We start from the raw sequence: 19,308 nt of genomic DNA, 5'->3' as shown, positions 1-19,308 counted from the left end.
TTCGGCAAAGGCGCGACGCTGGTGCACGGTATTTCCGCACGACCCACCAGTAGGTTTCGGCCATGTTGCGGTCGCCTGCACGAAAGCACGGCATACCAGGTCCGGCGGAGCCGCATCAGCCCGGCCGGCGCCGGGAGCGCGCACGTTTCTGGCCGGATCGACGTCCTCACCGCATGATGCTGTGCATGGCCGACGCGCTGGACTTCCAGATCATCAACGCACTACAGATCCATCCCCGGGTCTCATGGGCTCAGCTCGGGAGGATCCTCCGGGTTGACCCCTCGACGATTTCCCGCCGGTGGACGGCCCTCACCGGCCGGCGGCAGGTGTGGACGAGCTGTTCCGAGGGCGACGCCCCGCACCTCCGCGACCAGATGATCTCCGCCCTGGTCGAGATCAGCTGCACCCCCGGCCGACGGGAACAGGTGCTCGCCGAACTCGGCCGGCAGGGGCCCGTCTCCAGCGTGCACTGCACTTCCGGCCCGCGGGACCTGTACATCATGATCTCGACCGACAGCCTGCTTTCCATGGACCGGTACATCGACGAGCGGATCGCCGTGATCCCCGGCATCCTCGGCACCCGCACCCACTATCTGCGAAAGATCTACTTCGAAGGGTCGAGCTGGCGGTTGAAGACGCTCTCCAAGGAGCAGGTCAAGGCGGTTCACGACCTCCGGCCGACCGATCCGCCCAAGCAGCGCAGGGACGCCCACCGGGCGGTCGTCGCCGCGCTCGAGGCGGACGCCCGTCGCACCGCCGCGGACATGCAGCGGGAGCTCGGCCGGTCCCTTTCCATGATCTCGCGGGACATCGACGCGGTACTCGCCGCGAGCTGGGTCAGATGGCGGGTGGACTTCGCACATGCCCTCATGGGCTGGTCCGCCGCGGCGGCGCTGTGGCTGGATGTCGAACCCTTGGAGCTGGAGCGTGTCGTCGCCTCGCTCCGGCAGCTGAACCATGTGCGGCTGTGTGCCTCCGTGACCGGCGACGCCAACCTCGCGGTGTTCCTCTGGCTGCGCAACCTGCAAGAGCTGGACGAGATCGAGCACCGGCTGACCAGGGTGTTTCCCAAGGTGCTGATCAAGGACCGGTGGATCGTCCCGAGGATCGCGAAGCGGGCCGGGCACGTCCTCGACTTGGACAGCCGGCACCGTCGCTGGGTCCCCCTCGGCCATCACCCGGTGTTCGAGGACTGAGAAACCATGCGTGTCCAGGCCCGGATTCCGGTGATCCGTGCGGATGAACCGGTATGCGGACCGGATTCGCGGCGCTTCTCCTAGCCTCGGAGCCAGGCGGCCCGGACGGGCGCCCGCGCACCGAGAAAAGAGAGGGCACTCGTGGATCCCGAGCAGCTCGTAGCATTTCGCCGAGAACTGCACCGGAACCCGGAACCCGCGTTCCTGGAGATCGGCACGGCGGCTCGGATCGAGCAGGCCCTCGAGGGACTGGAGATACGCGTCCGCACGGGGAAGGCCGCTCAGGATCTCTCTGGTGTCGTCAACTTCCCGGCCCCGGAAACCCTGGACGAATGGGCGGCTCGCGCGGTGCAGTCGGGTGTCCCGGAAGAGCGGGTCCGGTACTTCCGGGAGAACGGCACCGCGCTGGTCGTCGATGTCGTGGGCGCCCGCCCGGGGCCGCGCTGGGGGCTTCGCGTCGACATCGACGCGCTTCCGATGCGCGAATCGGCCGATGCCGCTCATTTCCCGGTGGCAGGCGGATTCGCCGCGACGAACGGCGCGATGCACGCGTGCGGCCACGACGCCCACGCCACCATCGGTGTCGGCCTGCTCCACCGCCTGTCGGACCATGACTTCGCGGGCACGCTCCGGGTCCTGTTCCAGCCTGCCGAGGAGGGGGTCAGGGGAGCGCAGACGATGATCGACGCCGGGGTGGCCGACGAGATCGACAACATGCTCGCGGTGCATATGGCCGGAGACATGGCCGTTGGCGGGGTCGTGGGGAGCTTCACCGGTGGCATGGCGACCCGCAAGCTGAAGGTCGACTTCGCGGGCAGGGCCGCTCATGCGGCCGGCACGCCGGAGGCCGGCCGCAACGCGCTGCTCGCGGCATCGATGTCCGCGCTGGGCATCATGGGGCTCCCGCGCTTCAGCTCCGCGGACACGCGGCTCAACGTCGGCACGCTCGTCGCCGGCGACGGGGTGAACATCGTGCCCTCCTCCGCGGTGATGACCTGCGAGGCGCGCGCGACCGACGACGAGGTCGTCGATGAGCTGGTCGACCGGGTCCGATCGATTGTGGAAGGGGCGAGCCTGGCCCAGGGGGTCCGGGCGGACGTCGCGGTGATGGGCCAATCCGCGACCGTCGCGCCGGACGACGAACTGGTCGACCGCATCGTCGACGTGGCCACCGCGCAGGACGGTGTCACCGAGGTCATCCGGACCCGGGCGTTCGCCGGAAGCGATGACGCCAACCTTCTCATCAGGCATGTCCAGCGGCGCGGGGGCAAGGGCGCCTATCTGATGGTCGGAGCGGGCAGCCCGGGGCCTCATCACAGCGAGAACTTCGACATCGCGGAGGAATCGATTCCGACCGCGATCGAGATCCTTGAATCGCTGATCCGCGGTTGATCCGCCGTCCGCCGACACATCGGGATCGCCGTGGGCGCTCCCGATGCGTCGGCGTGTCTGGCCACAACGCCCTCGTGACTCTCGCATGTGGCGCTGATGTTCTATCGGAACGTCGCTGTGGTTCAAGTCTGCGCCGTGCCGCTCTTCCTAGGCTTCGGAAGCAGCGGAGACGCGAGCGGTTGTATACCCCCCCCACGCACTTGAAAGACGAGAGACCCGTGAACCAGGAAATTCGGCCGCGTGGCCGTCATCACGGGCGCCGGTACCGGCCTCGTGGGGCCGTTGTCGCGCACAGGTTCGCACCGATGGTCCCCGGTGGGGGATGTCCTGACCTCGCCGCTGTCCGTCGAGACACATCGCCGAAGTGCCGGGAGAAGCACGGTGCGTCGCCTGCCGAACGGACTAGTGATATCCGTGGAACCTTTCGTGTCAGATGCACATGTACCTGACTGTGGCAGCAGTAGCGTTGGCCAACGGCTGCGGATGAGCGGCCAGGTCGGCATGGGTTCCGCCCGATTGGGCGAGCCGGACCAGGCCTGGCGGGTACCACAGAAACAGGGTGTGCATGGCGTCTTCGGCAGACAACAACGGCAGCGGCGTGACGGCGGTTCACTTCCGGGTGCTCGGGCCGCTTGAGGTGAGCGGCGAGCTGGGGGCCGTGTACGTGGCACCGGGGCGACAGGAGATCGTCCTCGGGGCTCTGGTGCTCGCACTGAACCGGGTGGTGGAGACCGCCTATCTGGTGGATGTCATCTGGGCCCACGATCCGCCGAAGACCGCGCGCACCCAGGTGCAGATCTGCGTCTCCCGGCTCCGCAGGGCGCTGGCGGACGGGGGAGTCGACGCCACCATCGAGACCCGCGCTCACGGGTACGTCCTGAGGGCGCCGGAGGGCGCGACCGACGTCGGCGACTTCCATCGCCTGGTGACTGAGGCGCATGCCCTGGCCCGTGACGGTCTGAAGGTGGCCGCGGTGGACGCGCTCCGCCCGGCGATAGGTCTGTGGCGGGGCCGGTGCCTGGCCGGTGTGCCCAGCGAAGTCCTGGCCGGTACGGCGGCGCAGTTGGACGAGAGCCGCCTGGAAGCGGTGGAGACCTGCATACGGCTGGAGCTGGAGCTGGGCCGTCACGAGCGTCTGGTCGGCGAACTTCAGCAGCTCGTCGCAGGCCATCCGCTGCGCGAACGGCTGCGGGGGCACCTCATGATGGCGTTGTACCGCTCGGGCCGGCAGGCGGAGGCGCTGGACGTCTACCACCAGGGCCGCGCGATGCTCACCGAAGAACTGGGCCTGGATCCGGGAAGGGAACTACGCGACCTGGCGCAGGCGATCCTGACCGACGACGCCGACCTGGCACCGGCCGAACGGGCCGAACCACGTTCTCTCGGGGCGACGCCGGTCCCCGAGGCGGTGCGGGAGCGTGGCGCCGATCCCAGCCCGGTCGTGACCCCGAGGCAACTTCCCGCCGACATCGGCGACCTCGTGGCCGACGACGTGATCGTCTCAGCCGTCTCCGACGCCGTGACCGGGGGACAGGAAAAGGGGCAGCTGAACGTGGTCCTGGTGCTCGGCGGACCCGGTGTCGGCAAAAGCACCTTGGCCAGGCACGTGGCGCACCGACTCGCGACCGAGTACTTCCCGGACGGACAGCTCTACTGCGACCTCCGAGGGCCGGGCGGAGAACCGGTGGGCCCCGCCCAGGCGTTGGGGCGGTTCCTCCGAGCGCTGGGCGTACCGGGCCAGGCCATACCCGACGCGCTCGACGAGCGCGCGGAGATGTACCGCAGTCTGCTGGCCGATCGCCGGATCCTGGTGTTGCTGGACCACGCGGTGAGCGAGTCGCAGGTGATGCCGCTGCTGCCCGGAACCGGCAGCAGCGGTGTGCTGGTCACCAGCCGCGGCCAGCTCACGGCGCTGCCGGGCACCCGCCGGTTCGACTTGGAGCCGCTGAGCCCGGAACCGGCCGTCCGGCTCCTGGGGCGGATCATCGGAGAGCGGCGTGTGGAGAGCGAGCGGGAGGCGGCGCGGGCCCTCACAGGCTTGGTGGGCGGGCTGCCCCTCGCGCTGCGTATCATCGGCGCCCGCCTGGCCGCGCGCCCGCACTGGTCACTGACCTCCATGTGGCACCGGCTCGAGAACGAGCACCGCCGGTTGGACGAGCTGGCGTACGGCGAGCTGTCGATCCGGGCGAGTCTCTCGCTCAGCTACGACGGCCTGGCGGCGGCCGACCGTCGCCTGTTATGCCTGATCAGCCTGGCAGAGGGGACGGAGATTCCAAGCTGGCTGGGTGCCGCCCTGATCGACGACCGCACGCCGCACCCGGCTGATCTGCTGGAACCGCTTATCGACAGACGGCTCCTCGACATCACCGCCATGGACCAGGGCGGGGAGTTCCGATGCGGACTGTCGCAGATCGTACGGACGTTCGCACACGAACGGCTGCCCATGGAGATTCCCGAGGCGGAGCGCGCCGGAGCGGTGCGGCGCATGGTCGGTGGCTGGATGGCGCTCGCGGAGAGGGCACACAGAGAGATCTACGGCGGTGCGTACACCATCGTGACGGGCCGGGGCGAACGGTGGCATCCGCCGGAGGACCATGTCCGGCGGTGCCTGCGCGACCCGCTCGGCTGGCTGGAGAGCCAGCAGACCAACCTGTTGAACGCGGTCGAGTTGGCGGCCCGGTATGGGCTGGACGAGTTGTGCTGGGAGCTGGCCACGACTCTGGTGACGCTCTTCGAGGCCCGTGGCTATCCCGAGCTCTGGGAGCGCACCCATCAGATAGCGCTGACCGCGGTGCGGAAGACCGGCAATGAACGGGGTCAGGCGGCGGTTCTCGGCTCGTTGGGGACCCTGCACCTGCACCGGGGCGAGCACGAGGCGGCGGGTCCTTACCTCAGCACCGCTTTGGAGATCTTCGAGCGGATCGGGGAGCTGGGTGGCCAGGCGCTGTGCCTGCGTGACCTGGCGCGCGTCGAGCGGCACCACGGTGACGACGATCGGGCGCTGGCCCTCTACGAGAGAGCCGAGCGCAACTTCGTGCGGGCGCGGGACGTCATCGGCCGGGCGTATGTGCTCGGCGAGATGGCGCACATCACGATGCGGCGAGCGGACTTCGCGCGGACCCGTTCGTATCTCGACGAGGCCCTCGGGATCTGCCGGTCGGCCGGCTTCGACCGGGGCCAGGCCCTCACCCTGCGGCGGCTGGGCCAGATGCTGATGTACCAGCACCGGTACGAGGCGGCGGAACGGACCCTGCTCGAGGTCCTCGCCATGGTCAGAGCCAGCGGCGACCTGGTCGGAGAGGGCTATGTGCTGCACGACCTCGGCCGGGTCAACGCCCATCTGCGTCGCGTGGAACAGGCCGTCCAGTACTACTCGCAGTCGGCCAGGATCCGGGAGCGGATCATGGACCACAGAGGAGCCGCCGTCGTGCGGGCTGACATCGTTGCCATCCTGGGCAGGCCGATGACGTCGGTCGGCTGATACCGGGCGGCATGCCGGTCCGTCACGTCCACGGCGTGTTGCCGACGGGCTTTTCGCCGGCCGGCGACCTCTTGATGGCCATCTCGGTTCCCTTCCCTTCGCGATTCGTCCGGGCGTTGCTTCTTGGGACCAGCGTGAACCAGGTACCCATCGCGGCCGCATGCTCGCGCTATCACCGCCCTATCCCGGCCCTGTCCCGCCGTGGATGCGCCGTGATGCCGGGCCGATAGGACGACATCGGAGATTGGGTCCTGCCGACCTCGGAGCCCCTTCGGGGGACGGCTCTCAAGGAGTGGTCCGAAGGACCGTAGTGACCACCGAGACTCAGGGGAAGGTGCACGGCCGATGACGATGGACGCGGAGTTCTACTCCCGGGTGGCCGAGCGGTTCGGCGGCTACTTCAGCGATGCGCGGAGCACCGACGTATTCCCCGACGGCCGCCCGGACGCCGTCTTCGATGAACTGGTGACCGCACTGGGAACGCCGCAGGCCCGACTGCTGGATGTCGGCTGCGCCGACGGGCGTAGCTTGTTGCGCGTCTCTCCCGCGTACGGCGCCGCGACCGGGATAGACCTGTCGCCGTCGATGCTGGAATGCGCCGCGCGGTATCGAGCCGAGGCGGGCCTGGAACACGTCACGTTCGAGCTGTGCGATGCCGCCCACACCGGGTTGCCCGACGGGCACGCAGATGTGGTCACCTCCCGCCGCGGGCCGCTGATCGCCGGAGAGTTCGAGCGGGTGCTCCGCCCCGGTGGGGCCGTGGTGTACATGGGAATCGGGGAGCAGGACGCGCGTGAGCTGAAGGAGACGTTCGGCCGCGGCCAGGACTTCGACAGCTGGAACGGCAGGCCCTTGTCGGAGGGGATCGCTCAAGAACTGTCCGACGCGGGCTTCGTCGTGACAAGAAACCAAGCGTTCCGGTTCGAGGAGTTCTACCACTCGCCGGGCGATCTGGACACTTTTCTGCACCAAGTGCCAATCCTCGACAACTACGATTCGGCGGCGGACAAGGAGGCATTCGATCGATATGTCGCCGCGGCGACCGCCGATCAGGGCGTCCGGCTGAGTCGGCATTGGTTCATAGTGCAGGCGCAGAAGCCGACGGCCGTCGAGCCGTCCCACTCATAGGAAACGGTGCGCCATGGAGCAGGATCTCGTAGTCAACGAAATCTTCGGTCCGACCGTCCAGGGCGAGGGCCGGTCCCTGGGACGCAGATGCGCGTTCCTGCGACTCGGCGGGTGCAACCTGTCGTGCTCGTGGTGCGATACGCCGTACACGTGGGACTGGACCGGAGCCAGTGAGAGCGGGGTCGCCCACGATCCGCGCAAGGAACTGCACCGCCGCCCGGTCGGAGATGTCGTCGCGGAGTTGCTCGCATTCGACACCGAGCTGATCGTGATCTCCGGCGGTGAGCCCCTGGGTCAGCAAGAGCGACTGATTCCTCTGGTGGCGGAACTGACCGGACGCGGTAAAGAGATCGAGATCGAGACCAACGGGACACACGCCGCGCACCCCGAACTCATCGCCGCCGGCGTCAGGTTCAACGTCTCACCGAAGCTGTCGCACTCGGGCGACCCCCTGCGGCGCAGGATCGTCCCTGACGCGCTCACCAGCCTCTCGGCACTGCCGGGAAGCACGTTCAAGTTCGTCTGCCAGAACACCGGCGACCTCGAAGAAGTCGCCCAGCTGGTTTCCACCTTCGATCTGTCCTCGGTATGGATCATGCCGATCGGGCGCACCGCCGACGATGTCACAAAACATATGAGCGAGTTGGCCGACGCCGTGGTGGAGCGCGGCTGGAACCTGACGACCAGACTTCACACCTTGTTGTGGGACGAAAAACGCGGCGTGTGAGCAACGGCACACGCAAAGGAGAAGGGAACTCGGATCGATGACATTTCGAATCACGAAGAAATTTGAATTCTCGGCCAGTCATCGGCTTACCGGCCTTGCTCCTGAGCACCAGTGTGCCCGAATGCACGGGCACAACTATGTGATCGAGTTGGAGCTTTCGGCCGATGATGCGAATCTGTCGCCCGTGGGCTTCGTTCGGGATTACGGAGAGCTGTCCGTATTCAAGGTCTGGCTGGACAACCATCTTGATCACCGGCATCTGAACGATGTGATGGACGAAAATCCGACGGCTGAGAATATGGCAGCCTGGGTCTACAAGACATGGTCGATGGAGTTTCCCGAGCTGACCTCCGTGCGTGTCTCGGAAACTCCCAAGACTTGGGCCGAGTACCGGCCGTGAGGTCAGTGACTCCGAAGCCCAGACGAAAGGTGACCGCATGTCGGTGACAGAATTGGACCTCGATGGTGACTCGTCGGCGTCGAGGACGACCGAGGACCCACTGGTCGGGATCGCCCGCCAACTGCTGGAGGAGATCGGCGAGGACCCGAATCGCGACGGACTGCGCGACACACCCGCGCGGTTCGCCCGCTGGTGGCGAGAGTTCATCAACTACGACCCGGGTTCGCTGGGCACTCTTTTCGAGTCCATCGGCACGAGCCAGCTCGTAGTCGTCTCGGACATTCAGGTCTGGTCCCTGTGCGAGCACCACCTGCTGCCGTTCAACTGCTCCGTGACGATCGCCTACCGCCCGGCGGGGCAACTGCTCGGGCTGTCGAAGTTCGCCCGGGTCGCCCATCAGTACGCGCACAAGCTACAGGTCCAGGAGCGCCTCGTGGACCAGATCGCGCTTGAGATCAGCACCCTGAGCGGCACCCCGGACGTCGCGGTCATAGCGAAGGGCGAGCACCTCTGCATGTCGATGCGCGGCATCAAGGCTGCCGCGCAGATGACATCGACCGCGTATCGCGGGGAGTTCAGCACGGACGCCGGGCTCCGGGGCGAGCTGTTCGACCTGCTCAGGGCGTGACGAGCCATCCGATTCGAAATCGGCGCTGACCGACTCGCCAGCATCGCCGGAGCGGTGGGTTTTCTCGTCATGAAAGGACAACGATGAACGACAATGACTCTTTGACGCCCGCGGAAGCGGTTCGGCTGCTGCCCGCGCTGGACGCCGACCGGCTGGTGGCCGACCTCATGACGGCGCGCGACCACCTGTGGGACCAGCAGCGTGTGTACCGGGACGGGGCGGTGGTCAGGCAGGCCGAGGAGGACTGGCGCTGCCTCGCGGTGCGCAGCCCCGGTGGCGACAAGACACGTACCGACCCGGGTGGCCCCGGTGGCGCGGAGTTCGCCGACACCGAGTGGCTGGACCATATGCCGTATGTGCGGGAGATCCTGCGTTCGATCCCCGGCCCCCTCTTCGCGGCCCGGTTCATGGATCTCGGACCCGACACCGTCGGATACCGCCACTGCGACCCCAAGTTCGCCCCGGACTGGGGAATGGCCCGGCTGCACATCCCGGTCATCACCCATGAGAAGGCCACGCTGGAGCTTGACGGAGCGACCTATCGCTGGCAGCCCGGCGAGTTCTGGTTCGGTGACTTCAGCCGCATGCACCAGATCGAGAACCTCGGCCCCGAGCACCGGGTGCACCTCGTCGTGGACGTACTCGTCACACCGGAGCTCGCACAGCTCTTCCCGGCTGACTGGGCCGACTACTTCAACGGCCCGGACGTGCTCTACAACCGGTCGGCGGTGGCCTTGGCCGACAGCGAGCGGGAAGCGGCTCCGTGTTCGTTCGACGCGCCGGCGCACCTGCTGGAGGTGGAGGAGTTCGGGTCGCTCACCGGCCCGCAGCCGCAGGCCACCTTCCATGTCGTCGACACCGGCACGGAACTCGCCATCCGGTCTCCCCGGGACCACCTGTTCCCGCTGGTGGCCCTCGGAGGACACGAGTACCGCTTGGTCGGGTGGAGCGAGGAGCGAACCGTGACCATGCGGCTGGACGGCCCGCGGCCCGAGGTCGAGCTGACCTACCGCAGGGGCCGGCGAGCCACCCGGCTGGTCGCCCCGGCCACGCTGGCGGCCTGATATGCCCAAAACCGTCGCAATCGTCTCCGGTGGCCTGGACTCGGTCACCATGGCCTATCACCTCCACGCACAGGGACACACACTCCGACTGCTGTCCGTGAACTACGGGCAGCGCCACCTCATCGAGCACGAGTTCGCCGCGAAGGCGGCTCGAACGCTCGGGGCGCCGCACGACGTCGTCGATCTCAGCCCGGTCGGCAAGCTCATGCACGGCTCCTCGCTCACCGACCCGGACGTCGACGTGCCGGATCAGAAGAGGGATTCGCCCGGCGAGAGCCCGAACGTCGTGCCCAACCGCAACGCCCTGCTGCTGTCCGTCGCCTTCGCGGTCGCCGTCGCCGAGAAGGCGGAGGCGGTGGCCATCGGGGTGATCGACGACCCACAGGCCGCACCCGACGCCAATACCGCGTTTCTCGACTCCTTCCTCGCCATGGAGAAGATCGCGACCCGCGGATACGCGCACCCCGAGCTGACCTTGACGGCGCCGCTGGCCGAGCTGCGCAAGAGCGGTGTGGTGTCGCTCGGCGAGGAGCTCGGCGTCCCCTGGACCGAGACCTGGACCTGCATGCGGGGCGGCGCGGCGCACTGCGGACGGTGCGCTTCCTGCTGGGACCGGCAGGAAGCGTTCCAAGACGCGGGCGTGACCGACCCGACGACCTACCAGACCAGCGATGCGAAGGTGCTGCCATGACCGACCCCTTTCCGGTACTCGACCTCCGTGACGCCGCCGGTTCGGAAGAGACCCGGGCAGAGTTCCTGAACCGGTTGCGCAAGGCCATTCACGAGGTCGGCTTCTTCCAGCTCGTCGGCCACGGTGTCGATGACGCCGAGGACATGCTCGAGCTGGCCCGCCGGTTCTTCGCCCTGCCCGAGCCCGATCGGCTCGCCCTGAACATCCTCGACTCACCGCTGTTCCGCGGCTACTCCGAACTCGGCCGCGAACACACCAAGGGCATCCCCGACCAGCGCCAGCAGCTGGACATCGGCCCGGAGCAGCCCGCGACGACGTCCGCGCCCGACGATCCCGCCTACCGGTGTCTGATCGGCCCGAACGAGTGGCCCGAGGCGATGCCCGAGCTGCGCCCGGCCATCGAGTCATGGATCGCCCGGCTGACCGATCTGTCACATCGGCTGCTACGGCTGATGCTCGAGTCGCTGGACGCCCCCGCCGGGTTCCTGGACGATGTGGTCGATCCGGATCCGCAGATCCACCTCAAGCTTCTGCACTACCCCGGTCCCACGCGGCCGAGCGAGGACGACGGCTCCGGCCAGGGGACCGGCATCCACAACGACCTCGGGCTGCTCACCCTGCTCGTCCAGGACGACAACGGCGGCCTCCAGGTCGCGGTCGAGGAGGACACGTTCGTCGATGTGCCGGTGATCCCGGGGGCGTTCGTGGTCAACCTGGGAGAGCTGCTGGAGGTGGCGACGAGGGGCTATGTGCGTGCCACCCTCCACCGGGTGGTCCGGCCCGCCCCGGGCGTCAACCGCTACTCCATTCCCTTCTTCTACAACCCTCGGCTGGACGCCACGATGCAGCCACTGCCCAGCCCGTATGTCGAGGGCGCCGGCGGAGTCATCGACGTCGCCGACAACCCGCTGTTCGCACTGTACGGCGACAACGTCATGAAGGGGCTGATCCGCTCCTTCCCCGACATCGTGGCCCGGCACCACCCGGCCCTGGCCACGGCGGCCAAGTCCACGAGTGCCTGACCGGAAGGCACATCCGAGCAGGTCACCGGGCGGGCCGGCCGATTCAGCCGCGTCGGAGTGATGAAGTTCGACTTTCGTTCGCCGGGCCACTCACCCGGAGGGGCCCGGGCGGACGGCGTCACCGGCCGGGGTGACGCCGGGCCGGCCGGCCGCGATCCGGCACCGAACCCCTCTGACGGGGACCGAACGAACATGAGGCAGGGCGAATTTCATGAGAATCAACCTTCTCGGGCCGCTCCAGGCCTACGGGGACGATCACCGCGTCGATCTGGCGCCGGCCGCCCAGAAAGTACGTCAGACGCTGGCGATGCTCGTGCTGAACGCGGGCCGGGTGGTGCGCTTCGAGCAACTCATGGACGAGCTGTGGGACGACGACCCGCCGGCCAGCGCGCACACCGCTCTGCAAACGTATGTGTACCAGCTCAGGAAGCGGTTCTCCCTCGGCAACCCGAGGAGCGGCGGCGCGGTACGGGCGGCCGGCCCGCTGCTGGGCACGGTCGACGGCGGCTACCAGCTGTCGCTGCCCGCCGACCACGTGGACGTCTTCCGGTGCGAGCCGCTGCTCGCCCGTGCCCGTGCGGAGTTCCGTGACGAGGACTTCGCGCGGGCCCGTGACACGGCCGCCGCGGCGCTTCAGCTGTGGCGGGACGACGCCCTGGTGGACGTGCGCAAGGGGCCCGCGCTCCAGGCCGAGGCCGTCCGCCTGAAGGAGTTGCGCACCAGCGCACACCACCTGCGGATCGAAGCCGACCTGCACCTCGGCCGGCACCACGAGGTGCTCGGCGAACTCACCTCGATGGCCAAGCGGGAACCCACGAACGAGTGGGCCCAGCGCAATCTGATGACGGCTCTCTACCGCATGGACCGGCGGGTGGAGGCGCTCCAGGTCTACCAGCGGGCCCGCGAACGGATCGCCACCGAGCTGGGTCTCGACCCTTCCCCCGAACTCCAGGCCCTGCACACGGCCGTGCTCACCTCGGACGAGGAGCTGCTGCGTCCCGCCGGGCGGCTCACGGCCGTGACCGGCGCCACCCGGACGCCCCGCCATCTGCCCGCCCCGCGCGAGCGGCTGACCGGACGCGCCGGCCAACTGGCGTGCATCACCGAGGCGCTGGCCGGCCGGACCCGGGTGGACCGGCCGCTCGTGATCGTGGGGGGCGCCCCCGGCACGGGGAAGAGCGAGCTGTGCCTGCACGCCGCGCATCAGGTGAGCGGTCACTACCCGGACGGACGGCTCTACGCGCGGCTCCGCGACGGCGCCGGCCGGCTGGTGCGGCCCGCCGAGATCCTCCGCTCGTTCCTGCGCGGACTCGGCGCGACGGAGGAGCAGTTGCGGCTGGGTACGACCGACCTGAGCCTGCTGTTCCGTAGCTGGACCGCCGACCTGCGCGTCCTGGTGGTACTCGACGACGTGTGCGACGCGGGGGACTTGACGCCGCTGCTGCCGTCCGGCAGCGGCTGCGGTGTGGTGATCGGCAGCCGGCGGCGGCTGTTCGTGTCATCGTCCGCGGTCCACGTCGAACTGGCGGGACTGCCCTTCGACGACGGTCTGCGCCTGCTGGCATCCTCCGTGCCGAGCCACCGGACCACCATGGACCCGGAGGGGCTGCGACGGCTGGCCGGGCTGTGCCGGGGGCTGCCGGGCGCGCTCTTCGCGGTCGCTTCGCAGCTGCGCCGCCGCCCGCACTGGACGGCCCGGCAGGCCATCGCCTGGGCCCTCGCGTCCGGGGGCGCCGACAGCGATCCGCTGGGCGTGCGGGCCGGATTCGACCGGACGCTCGCGACGCTGCCCGCCGAGTCGCGGTCCCTGGCGTACGCGCTGTTGTCTCCCGGCGTCCCCGATCGGCTCACGCCGGCGCTTGCCGCCGTGGCCCTGGGGATCAGCGACCAACGGGCCGAGGATCTGCTGGAGGAACTGTCCGAGAGCTATCTGCTGCGCGCGCGGCACCCGTGTGTGAACGGCCGGTTCTCCTACGAGTGGGAGCCTGGGGTGCGCCCTCTCGCGACACGGCAGAGCAGCAGCGGCGCGCCGGTCATGTGCTCCGCCTGATGACGGTCACGCTCCAGGACGATCCCGCCCGTCGTGCCGCGCGTCTCCGGCGCGTGGTGCGACGAGGCCGGTTCCCGGTCCGTGCCCCGCACGAGGTCAGTCCAGCAGCCAGTCGTCGGTGTTGATGCCACCCACCACGTATTTGTCATACTTGGTCAAGAAATCCATCGCATGTGTCCGGTTGTACTCGCGCACAGCACTGTCCCGCGCCTCCAACGGCCGGTCCACGCCGACGAACACGCTGTAGAGCGGGGTGGGCTGGGCTCCTCGGCGCATCTTGGCCTCATAGGTGTTGATGCCCAGGTGGATGTTGGAGACGCTGCGGCCCACACCGGCGGCAATCTGGTGGTAGAACATCAAGTTGTAGTAGTCGTCGGCGTTGGGAACCGAGTAGTCGAACCCGGCGGCTCGGGCGTACAGCGTGTCGTGCTGCCGGTAGCGCAGCAGGAAACCGACAGCCTTGCCGTTCTCCTTGCAGAGCAGTACCGAGCTTTCATCGCCGAGGAAACGGCTCTGCCGGTCGAAGGTGGCCACCGCGCGCTCCTCGTCGTATGCGGTGTGCCCGTACTTCCGCATGAGCGCGCTGTTCAGCGGCGCGATCTCCTTGACCACCTCGGGCAGCGGCAGTTCGGTCACGACGCGCCCACTCTCCCGGAATCTGCGCAGCTCGCGGCGGACGCGCTGCCGGCGGCCGGGGGGCAGCCAGGCAGCGTAGTCGTCGAAGTCCGCCCACAGGCCGATCGGCATGGCGGTCTCGACGTTGTGCAGGAGCAGTACCGCTCCGTCCGAGGCGTGAGCCTTCGCCAACTCGCGTGCGGTCTCCAGCGGTAGGTAGCAGTAGGCCAGCACGCTCGAGCCCGCTTGCTCGGCCAGCCGCAACGCCTCCGCACCGAGCCGGCTGAGAGCCGACTCCCGCTGCTCTGCCGAGGCGTTCACGTGGCCGGGCACCTGTCCGCGAAACTCCGACCAGCCCGCCGCGATGGATATCGGCCTCGTGTTCAGGTGGGCCGTTCGCTCAGCACTGATCACTTCGCCCAGCAATTCCCCGGGGGTGTAGAGATCGTGCGGTGCGGTGCTGAAGGAGTACACCTCCAGGCCCGCGACCGGGGTGCCGCCGCTGTCGCGTGCCAGCAGGTAGCGGGCGTGCGCTTCGGGTGGTAGCGCCTCCTCGCGCACTCCCGCGAATCCGCTGGTGGAATATATGTTGGCGCCGACCGTGAGCGTGTCCCAGTCAGCGGCAGGCAGCTCCGCGAAGGAGTCATGGACAGAGACAGACATAGAAATCTCCTGAGTCGGCCTCAGGCCGAGGGCGTCACTGAATGGGGATGATAGGAGGGGCGTCTCAAGTGCGGTTCAAGCCGACTTACAGCGCGAGACGGCATTCCGTACTGTGGGGAGCATCATTCGAGCTCGTCGATCAGGCGGGCGAACTCCTGGGGATGACTGGTGTGGGCGGCATGTCGTGCGTCCTGGATCTCCACGAACCGCCCGCGCGGCAGCAGGTCGGCGAGTCGTCGAGCGACCTCACGGTGATGGGGGACGGACAGGGAGCCGGCGGCGACAACGGTGGGCGTGTGGAAGTCCAGCGGGTCGAAGAACGGCACATCGACGGTCGGATCCGCCATCTCGGCCAACAGCGAGGCTCCGTCGGCGGCGAGATCCGCCGGCTCCGCACGAGCGAGCACCAAGCGCCCTGCCCGGCCGAGGATTTCGGTGAGCATCGCGCGAGCCGCCTGCTCGGGTCCCCCGTCGGCCGAGCTGCGGCTGACCATTTCCTCCCAAGGGTCGGAGGCAGGCCACCACGGCAGCCACCGCACCGGAGGTTCGAACGCGACGACGCCCGCGGTCGACTCCGGCCTGCGGGCGGCGGCGGCCAACGCCACCAGCGCGCCGAAGCTGTGGCCCACCACCACGGGCGGCGAGTCCAGCTCCGCCAGGACCGCACAGAGGTCGTCCACATGCGTCGCCATGGACACGTTCGGACCGCCCATCGACCGTGAACGGCCCCACCCGCGCCGGTCGTAGGCGACGACCGGACGCCCAGGGAGGTGGTCCACGACCCGCCGGAAGCTGATGCTGTGGTCCATGGAGCCATGCACGAACACCACCGGACCAGCCGTCGCGGTGACCGCGCCGCCAACCTTGCTGACGGCGGGCCTGACCCGCGGCCCACTCGGTTCCGTGGTCGACAACCCGCTCACCGCGCTTCCTCCCGCTGCCCCACCAACCGCACCAGACCGGCCAGCGTGGGGTCTGTGAGCAGTTCCTCCACTCGGATCTCCACGTCGAACCGCTCTTCGGCGGTCACCATGAACTCGGCGATGGCCAGCGAGTCGCCACCCGCCGAGAAGAAGTCGGTGTCCAACTTGACGGCCGCCTGCGGCAAGCCCAGGCAGGACGAGAAGAGCCGGGCCAGCTCCCAGGTGACGTACGACGGGTCGTCGGCGCCCTGGGTGCGGACTTCGGCGGGCCGGGAGACCGCGCGGGGGGACGCCGCGGCCGGCCCGTCGCCGCCCGGTTCGATCGCCTGGGCGGGAACCGGCTCCGGCCCCTCGTGCCCCGCCTTGCCATTGCGAGTGATCGGCAGCCGGTCGGCGAGGGTGAACGTCGCGGGGACCATCCCGGTGTGCAGGTGCGCCGCGAGGTACGTACGTACCTCGGCCTCGCGCCAGGAACCGGGCGACGAGGGCACGACGAGGGCCGTCAGCCGACCGTCGCGTTCCGCGACGAGGCACGCGCTCACCCCTGGCGCCCCCTCCAGGACGCGCTCCACTTCGTCCAGCTCCACCCGCTGCCCTCGGATCTTGACCTGCCGGTCGCGACGGCCCACGTACTCCAGAACCCCGTCCGCGCGCCACACGCACAGATCACCGGTCCGGTACAGCAGCCGTCCCGGCTCGTCGGTGAACGCGTCCGGCACGAACGAGTCGGCCATACGGTCCGGACGGCCGAGGTATCTACCGACGCCCACCCCTCCGATATACAGCTCGCCCGGGCAGCCTACGGGCAGCAGCCGCCGGTCGTCGTCGAGCACATAGACGCGTTTTCCATGGACCGGCCGCCCGATCGGCGGGGCGTCGTCGTCCTCCGAGCACTCGTGCCACGTGGACCAGATCGCGGCCTCCGCGGGCCCGTACAGGTTGAGCAACCGGCGTCCCCGCACCCGCCACCGGCGCACCAGATCGCCGCGCAACCGCTCGCCGGCGAACGCGGCGATCCGCAGGTCGGGCAGGTCCGGAGAGGGAATCACGGCCCATACCGATGGGGTCATGATCGCGATGGTCACCCGCCGTTCGCGCAACAGGCGCGCCAGGGACGGGCCCGGCATCAGCGCCTCAGTGCTCGCCAGAACGAGGGTCGCTCCGCACAGCAGCGCCAGCACGATTTCGGATATGCAGCCGTCGAAGTTCAGGGAGAGGAATTGCAGCACCCGGTCCTGGGGACGCACCCGGAACACACGTCGCTGGGCAATGTGCAGGTTCGCCAGCGACTCATGGCTGTTGACGATGGCTTTCGGCTGGCCCGTGGTGCCGCTGGTGAACACGACGTACGCGGTGTTGCCCGGCAGGACACCCGTGATGGGCGGTTCGGCCGCCGCAGTGGCCGTGTCCAACAGGGTGACGGCCGCGGAGACATCGAGCCCTTCGACCCGGTCGACGGTCCTGTCATCGGTGAGGACCACCCGCACATGCGCCTGGTCGAGCATCGTCTTCAGGCGTTCGGCGGGGCACGCGGCGTCCGCCAGCAGGAAGGCGCCGCCCGCCTTGGCAACGGCCAGTAGCGCCACGACGAGGTCCACGGACCGTCGCATGGTGATGGCGACGACAGACTCGGGTTCGACGCCGAGCGCGCGCAGGCGGTGTGCGTTGCCGTTCGCGAGCGCGTCGATCCTGGCGTACGAGTAGGGCACGCCTTGGTCCTCGACCGCTATGGCGTCCGGTGTCAGAAGGGCTCGCTCCTCGAACAGCACATGCCAGCAGGCCAAGGCGGAGGTGCCGGCCGGGGCGCCGGTTTCGTTCCACTCCGTGACCAGCTGGTGCCGCTCGAGTTCGGTGACCGTCTTCGGCTCCGGGAGGGGCTCCGGGAGGACATCCTGCGCCCTGTCCGGTGGCTCGATACCGGGCGCGTCCTCCCCGGCGCCGCGCTGAACGGTCATCCCGGCGTGGGCCCGGGACCGCGTGTTGCCGTGCCGACCCCACTGGACGGCACCCGCCGGCCCGCCGGACGGTGCGAACTCCTGGTATTTCTCGATGAAGCCCTGAATCGCCAATCCGGCCAGCCGTTCCGCGAAGGGCGCGCCGAGGCAGTAGTGCGCTCCCGCTCCGAAGCCCAGGTGGCGCCCCTCACGGCGGCCTATGTCGAAGACGAGCGGGTCCCTGAACTTCCGCGGGTCGAGGTTGGCGGCGCCGAGAAGCACGATGACACTCGCCCCGGCCTTGAGGGGCACTCCGCCGACCTCGACATCGCGCACCACATGGCGTCCCACGTACTGACTCGATCCGTCGATGCGCATCACCTCGTCCACCGCGGAGTCGATGAGGGACGGCTCGGCGCGCAGCCGCTCGAGCTGTTCAGGTCGCTCGGTGAGCAGCAGCAGCCCGGTGGATACCAGGTGAGTGAGGGTCTGGTAGCCGCCGGCGATGAGAACCATGGCGTTGGTCGCGACCAACTGGAGCAGTTCCTGGGGCGGACTTCCAGAGGAAACCGAGCGAGGGCCGAAGTCGCCCCGCAGGGCGGTCGCGAGCGTGGAGAGGAGGTCGTCACCGGGCGTGGCCAGACGTTCTGCCGTCATCTGGCGGAGCCCGGCCAGTGCCTCGTCGATAACCGAAACGATCTCGATGTCCGTCCGGCTGGGGAAGGTGGACATGCTGCTCAGCAGCCGCTCATAGGCATCCGCCCACCGGGTCAGCTCCTCGGCCCGGCCGTCCATGCCCAGCAGATACGTCATCAGGCGCGTCGGCAACTGCTCAGCGAAGTCCGCTACGACGTCGACGGTCCCGTGGTCGGGCAGCGAGCGCAGCAACTCGGCGACCATCTCCCGCATCGCCGGATCGTGCCGCCGCACGCTCGCCCGGGTGAACTGCCCGCGCAGCGCGTCCCGGATTCTGGTGTGCTCGGGCGGATCGCTGAACAGGAACTGCGCCGAAAGCATTTCCGCGGTCGGCAGGAAATGTTCCATACCACGCTGCTGTAGCTCTCCAGGGGCGTGATGACGGGCAGAGGAGAAGGCTCGGCCATTGGTGAGGATCTCGGCCGCCTCGGAATAGCCGGAGCAGACCCAGACGCCTCCTACTTCTTCGTAGAAGATCGGCGGGAGCTCCGCAATCGCGTTCCAGTACACTCGCGGATCGGCGATGACCTCAGCACGCTGAAGGTTGTGGATACCATGTCGCACACGGTCATAGCCGGGAACGGACGCGGGACTCCTGGAAACCACTCTCTTTCCCATTTCCTCTTCACCGGGGATCATCTTGGCACGTCCCTCGCTGGTCTCTCGTGATCTAGCAGTTCGATACGGGTCGTGGATGC

The 19,308-nt window shown here is 68.6% G+C and carries 14 protein-coding genes; 11 read left to right on the top strand and 3 right to left on the bottom strand.

What is annotated here, in order from left to right:
• Positions 1-185 precede the first annotated feature (185 nt).
• From ACJX2R_RS10395 to ACJX2R_RS10345, 11 genes are all read left to right on the top strand, one after another.
• Positions 186-1,196 (top strand): Lrp/AsnC family transcriptional regulator, encoded by a 1,011-nt coding sequence (locus ACJX2R_RS10395; RefSeq protein WP_413099826.1) that lies wholly within the window; start codon positions 186-188, stop codon positions 1,194-1,196.
• Between the two features lie 141 nt (positions 1,197-1,337).
• Positions 1,338-2,588 carry an amidohydrolase gene (locus tag ACJX2R_RS10390; protein WP_413099825.1) on the top strand — a complete coding sequence of 417 codons (1,251 nt, stop codon included), beginning with the start codon at positions 1,338-1,340 and terminating at the stop codon, positions 2,586-2,588.
• A 565-nt stretch (positions 2,589-3,153) separates the two neighbouring features.
• Positions 3,154-6,069, top strand: coding sequence for a BTAD domain-containing putative transcriptional regulator (locus ACJX2R_RS10385; RefSeq protein ID WP_413099824.1), 2,916 nt, complete (start codon positions 3,154-3,156; stop codon positions 6,067-6,069).
• A gap of 345 nt (positions 6,070-6,414) precedes the next feature.
• Positions 6,415-7,197, top strand: a complete 783-nt coding sequence (locus tag ACJX2R_RS10380; protein ID WP_262703181.1) for a class I SAM-dependent methyltransferase — start codon at positions 6,415-6,417, stop codon at positions 7,195-7,197.
• A gap of 13 nt (positions 7,198-7,210) precedes the next feature.
• Positions 7,211-7,924, top strand: coding sequence for a 7-carboxy-7-deazaguanine synthase QueE (locus ACJX2R_RS10375; RefSeq protein ID WP_262703182.1), 714 nt, complete (start codon positions 7,211-7,213; stop codon positions 7,922-7,924).
• A gap of 37 nt (positions 7,925-7,961) precedes the next feature.
• Positions 7,962-8,324 carry a 6-pyruvoyl trahydropterin synthase family protein gene (locus ACJX2R_RS10370; protein ID WP_262703183.1) on the top strand — a complete coding sequence of 121 codons (363 nt, stop codon included), beginning with the start codon at positions 7,962-7,964 and terminating at the stop codon, positions 8,322-8,324.
• A gap of 37 nt (positions 8,325-8,361) precedes the next feature.
• Positions 8,362-8,952, top strand: a complete 591-nt coding sequence (gene folE, locus ACJX2R_RS10365; protein ID WP_020872973.1) for a GTP cyclohydrolase I — start codon at positions 8,362-8,364, stop codon at positions 8,950-8,952.
• Positions 8,953-9,035: 83 nt separating this feature from the next.
• On the top strand, positions 9,036-10,016 hold the full coding sequence (locus ACJX2R_RS10360; protein WP_262703185.1) for an aspartyl/asparaginyl beta-hydroxylase domain-containing protein: 981 nt from the start codon (positions 9,036-9,038) through the stop codon (positions 10,014-10,016).
• A gap of 1 nt (position 10,017) precedes the next feature.
• On the top strand, positions 10,018-10,707 hold the full coding sequence (locus ACJX2R_RS10355) for a 7-cyano-7-deazaguanine synthase (protein WP_413099823.1): 690 nt from the start codon (positions 10,018-10,020) through the stop codon (positions 10,705-10,707).
• Positions 10,704-11,729, top strand: coding sequence for an isopenicillin N synthase family dioxygenase (locus ACJX2R_RS10350; RefSeq protein ID WP_413099822.1), 1,026 nt, complete (start codon positions 10,704-10,706; stop codon positions 11,727-11,729). The genes ACJX2R_RS10355 and ACJX2R_RS10350 overlap by 4 nt, the downstream gene beginning before the upstream one ends.
• Before the next feature lie 211 nt (positions 11,730-11,940).
• Positions 11,941-13,779 (top strand): BTAD domain-containing putative transcriptional regulator, encoded by a 1,839-nt coding sequence (locus ACJX2R_RS10345; RefSeq protein WP_413099821.1) that lies wholly within the window; start codon positions 11,941-11,943, stop codon positions 13,777-13,779.
• Between the two features lie 96 nt (positions 13,780-13,875).
• On the opposite strand, the gene ACJX2R_RS10340 is transcribed toward ACJX2R_RS10345, so the two are convergent.
• From ACJX2R_RS10340 to ACJX2R_RS10330, 3 genes are all read right to left on the bottom strand, one after another.
• On the bottom strand, positions 13,876-15,057 hold the full coding sequence (locus ACJX2R_RS10340) for a GNAT family N-acetyltransferase (RefSeq protein ID WP_413099820.1): 1,182 nt from the start codon (positions 15,055-15,057) through the stop codon (positions 13,876-13,878).
• A gap of 122 nt (positions 15,058-15,179) precedes the next feature.
• Positions 15,180-15,980: an alpha/beta fold hydrolase gene (locus ACJX2R_RS10335; RefSeq protein WP_413099819.1), complete on the bottom strand. Its 801-nt coding sequence runs from the start codon at positions 15,978-15,980 to the stop codon at positions 15,180-15,182.
• Entirely contained in the window at positions 15,977-19,174 is a 3,198-nt protein-coding gene (locus ACJX2R_RS10330) for an amino acid adenylation domain-containing protein (RefSeq protein ID WP_413099818.1), read from the bottom strand. The genes ACJX2R_RS10335 and ACJX2R_RS10330 overlap by 4 nt, the downstream gene beginning before the upstream one ends.
• Between the last annotated feature and the right edge of the window lie 134 nt (positions 19,175-19,308).

Origin of the sequence: Streptomyces sp. Inha503, assembly GCF_047215865.1 — a bacterium.
GTDB lineage: Bacteria > Actinomycetota > Actinomycetes > Streptomycetales > Streptomycetaceae > Streptomyces > Streptomyces lycopersici.
The sequence above is the reverse complement of the archived record's forward strand: the minus strand, read 5'-3'. Positions and strand labels throughout refer to the sequence as shown.

Excerpts from the sequence above, each read along its gene's own strand:
- ACJX2R_RS10345 (WP_413099821.1), top strand. The coding sequence starts at position 11,941 with ATGAGAATCAACCTTCTCGGGCCGCTCCAGGCCTACGGGGACGATCAC.
- ACJX2R_RS10385 (WP_413099824.1), top strand. The coding sequence starts at position 3,154 with ATGGCGTCTTCGGCAGACAACAACGGCAGCGGCGTGACGGCGGTTCAC.
- ACJX2R_RS10395 (WP_413099826.1), top strand. The coding sequence starts at position 186 with ATGGCCGACGCGCTGGACTTCCAGATCATCAACGCACTACAGATCCAT.
- ACJX2R_RS10360 (WP_262703185.1), top strand. The coding sequence starts at position 9,036 with ATGAACGACAATGACTCTTTGACGCCCGCGGAAGCGGTTCGGCTGCTG.
- ACJX2R_RS10350 (WP_413099822.1), top strand. The coding sequence starts at position 10,704 with ATGACCGACCCCTTTCCGGTACTCGACCTCCGTGACGCCGCCGGTTCG.
- ACJX2R_RS10370 (WP_262703183.1), top strand. The coding sequence starts at position 7,962 with ATGACATTTCGAATCACGAAGAAATTTGAATTCTCGGCCAGTCATCGG.
- ACJX2R_RS10375 (WP_262703182.1), top strand. The coding sequence starts at position 7,211 with ATGGAGCAGGATCTCGTAGTCAACGAAATCTTCGGTCCGACCGTCCAG.
- ACJX2R_RS10340 (WP_413099820.1), bottom strand. The coding sequence starts at position 15,057 with ATGTCTGTCTCTGTCCATGACTCCTTCGCGGAGCTGCCTGCCGCTGAC.
- folE (WP_020872973.1), top strand. The coding sequence starts at position 8,362 with ATGTCGGTGACAGAATTGGACCTCGATGGTGACTCGTCGGCGTCGAGG.
- ACJX2R_RS10380 (WP_262703181.1), top strand. The coding sequence starts at position 6,415 with ATGACGATGGACGCGGAGTTCTACTCCCGGGTGGCCGAGCGGTTCGGC.
- ACJX2R_RS10355 (WP_413099823.1), top strand. The coding sequence starts at position 10,018 with ATGCCCAAAACCGTCGCAATCGTCTCCGGTGGCCTGGACTCGGTCACC.